This window comes from Corynebacterium sp. HMSC075D04, assembly GCF_001815635.1.
GTDB lineage: Bacteria > Actinomycetota > Actinomycetes > Mycobacteriales > Mycobacteriaceae > Corynebacterium > Corynebacterium coyleae.
In genome coordinates this window covers 1-1,425 of sequence record NZ_KV821299.1, presented here as the reverse complement: position 1 = coordinate 1,425, position 1,425 = coordinate 1, and the positions used below count along the sequence as shown (strand labels likewise).

General features: G+C 56.3%; 1 protein-coding gene. It reads left to right on the top strand.

Annotated elements, in window-relative coordinates:
* The first annotated feature begins 164 nt into the window (after nucleotides 1-164).
* Complete coding sequence (locus HMPREF3048_RS02485; RefSeq protein ID WP_070771103.1) at nucleotides 165-1,394, top strand: IS481 family transposase; 1,230 nt, start codon at nucleotides 165-167, stop codon at nucleotides 1,392-1,394.
* Nucleotides 1,395-1,425: the final 31 nt, after the last annotated feature.

Sequence of the window (1,425 nt, the reverse complement as noted above, 5' to 3'; positions counted from 1 at the left end):
GTGTCTGGTTCGGTGACATCGTTCCGCATGTCTCATGAGATCGTTCCGGTTTGTCCTGCGGGTATGTCTCGCCACATCGTTCCGGTGGAAAACGAGCCCACTGAAAATGCCCCACCGGGCCGAAAACCGATGTCTCGAGTCATCGTTCCGCCCATGCTTATCGGATGGAGAAACCAGGCAAGCCCACACCGAAAATCATCATCCAGACCATGCTCGCCACAGGCATGAGCCAAGCCGAGGCGGCTGAGCACTTCGGCGTTTCGACCCGGTGGATCAGAACACTGCAAAAGCGCTACCGAGAAGGCGGCATGGACGCGCTTACACCTCGATCAAAACGGCCAAGAACAAACCCAAGGGCGCTCGACAAAACAGTTGTCGACCGCATTCTTCAACTGCGCGACGAACTCACCCACCGCGGCACCGACGCCGGCGCTCACACCATCCGTTGGCACCTACAACAAGACGGAATAGACCCTCCACCAGCAGTATCAACCATCCACCGAGTGCTTGCCAACAACGGACGCATCACACCACAGCCCCAAAAACGCCCACGCAGCTCTTGGCGTCGCTTCCAGGCAGACCAGCCCAACGAAACATGGCAAATGGACTACAGCGACTGGACCATCGCCGGACACAAACGCGTAGCCATCCTGACCATCCTCGATGACCACTCCCGATTCATCATCTCCTGCCGCGCCTACCACACAGCCACCGTCACAAACGTCATCACAAGCTTTATCGCAGCAGTTCAGGTACATGGCTGCCCACAATCAACGCTCACCGATAACGGCCGAGCATTTACCACCAACACCGACCGGAAAAACCCGTCACGAAACGGCTTCGAGCAACTGCTCATCGACTTGGGCATTACCCAGAAAAACGGCAAGCCCTACCACCCGCAAACCCAAGGCAAAGTCGAACGCTTCCACCACACACTCAAACTCGCGCTAAACAACAAGCCACCAGCACAAACCATCGAGGAGCTCAACGAAGATATCAACGAGATCATCGACTACTACAACTACAAACGCCCACACAGAGCACTCGCCCGCATCACCCCAGCCGAGGCCTACAGCGCACTGCCCAAAGCCAAACCGGCAGCAGCAAACTTCGACCACCACTACCGGCTACGCACCGACAAAGTCAGCATCAACGGCAAGACCACTCTGCGATGGGGCGGGAAATTACGCCGCCTCTACATCGGCCGACGCTGGGGCGGCGAACCCATCACCATGGTCTGCGTAGACAACCACGTCGACATCAAAATAAACGCCACCGGGGCACAAATCGCTGCCTACACACTCACCGACGAAAAGATCTACTACAACCAATCAGACAACGAACTAAACCCCAAACGGGGCAACTCCAAAAACAAAAATCTCGAGACACCGTAGGAACGATGTCTCGAGACAACACATTGCGCCC

Excerpts from the sequence above, each read along its gene's own strand:
- HMPREF3048_RS02485 (WP_070771103.1), top strand. The coding sequence starts at position 165 with ATGGAGAAACCAGGCAAGCCCACACCGAAAATCATCATCCAGACCATG.